The sequence below is a fragment of the Marinospirillum sp. genome (genome assembly GCF_014859565.1).
In genome coordinates this window covers 1-1,161 of the sequence record NZ_JACUUA010000449.1, presented here as the reverse complement: position 1 = coordinate 1,161, position 1,161 = coordinate 1, and the positions used below count along the sequence as shown (strand labels likewise).

The 1,161-nt window shown below is 50.3% G+C and carries 1 protein-coding gene and 1 pseudogene; both read left to right on the top strand.

Annotation, left to right across the window (positions count from 1 at the left end; translation table 11 throughout):
• A pseudogene (locus IBX50_RS20650) lies at nt 1-303 on the top strand (histone deacetylase family protein); the annotation flags it as partial.
• A gap of 88 nt (nt 304-391) precedes the next feature.
• On the top strand, nt 392-1,161 hold a 770-nt coding region (locus tag IBX50_RS20645), incomplete at its 3' end, for an HDOD domain-containing protein (RefSeq protein WP_292258326.1).

Here is a 1,161-nt window from a genome sequence, read left to right as displayed (position 1 = left end):
CTGGATGCCCATACCGGCAGTTTTGACTTCCGTAAAGCCATCGAAAAAAGTTGGCTGCCGGCACTGCAGAAGTTTCGTCCGCAGTTGCTGCTGATTTCAGCTGGTTTTGATGCACACCGTGAAGACCCCATGGGTGAACTGAATCTGGAAGATGATGACTACCACTGGATCACTAATCTACTGATGGATGTATCAAAGACCTACTGCAACGGGCATCTGGTTTCTGTACTGGAAGGCGGGTACGACCTTAATTCCCTTGCTCGATCGGTACACCGACACATCGAAGCCCTGCAGGGTGTCTGAGGTGATCAACAGATTACTTTAGGAAGTCCATCGTCTGGGGTATAGTAACGAATTACGGAACAATCATGTCGCCTCAGGATTCTTTTGAATGCAACAGGTCAGCGATCATCAGTTACCCACACCACTGACAGCCCGGCTGGAAGGTTGCAAAAACCTGCCATCGCTGCCTGCAATTATTGTCAAAATCATTGACCTGGCGCGCTCACCCACGTCGGGTACCGGTGATCTTGCTGAGCTGCTGGCCAAAGACCCCTCCCTCAGTGCCAAAATTCTGGCCGCAGCCAATTCAGCCTTTTATAGTGGTTCAGAGCTGAACACCCTGCAGCAGGCGGTCAATCGTATTGGTATGGATGGTGCCTTGTCGCTGTCACTGAGTTTTGGGCTGGCACTCCAGTCCGGAGAAGACAGCAATGGCATGGATCTGGACAACTTCTGGAAGCGCTCATTAATCAGTGGCATGGTCGTTCGTGGCCTGCAGAAACTGTTAAAACTCAATTTTGATGTAGAAACTGTTTATCTTGCTGCTGTATTGCAGGATATTGGTATGCTGGCCTTGAATGAAGTTGATGCGGATATATATGGCGTGATTTTTCATAGTGCCCGCTCCCACCGTCAACTGGCTTCATTTGAAGAGCGTGAATACGGTACCAGTCACACACAGGTCGGTTGCTGGTTAAGCAGACGCTGGGGACTGCCGGAAAAATACACTCTACTCCTGTCACAAAGCCATCTTTTACCGAAAGAAATCCCCAAGGACAACAAGGCACTGCGGGTTCTGGCGCTGTCCGGTCTGATGGCTGATCCCTGGTTATCATCCAACAAGGAAATGGCCATGACCCTGGCTTATCAGGCCAGTCA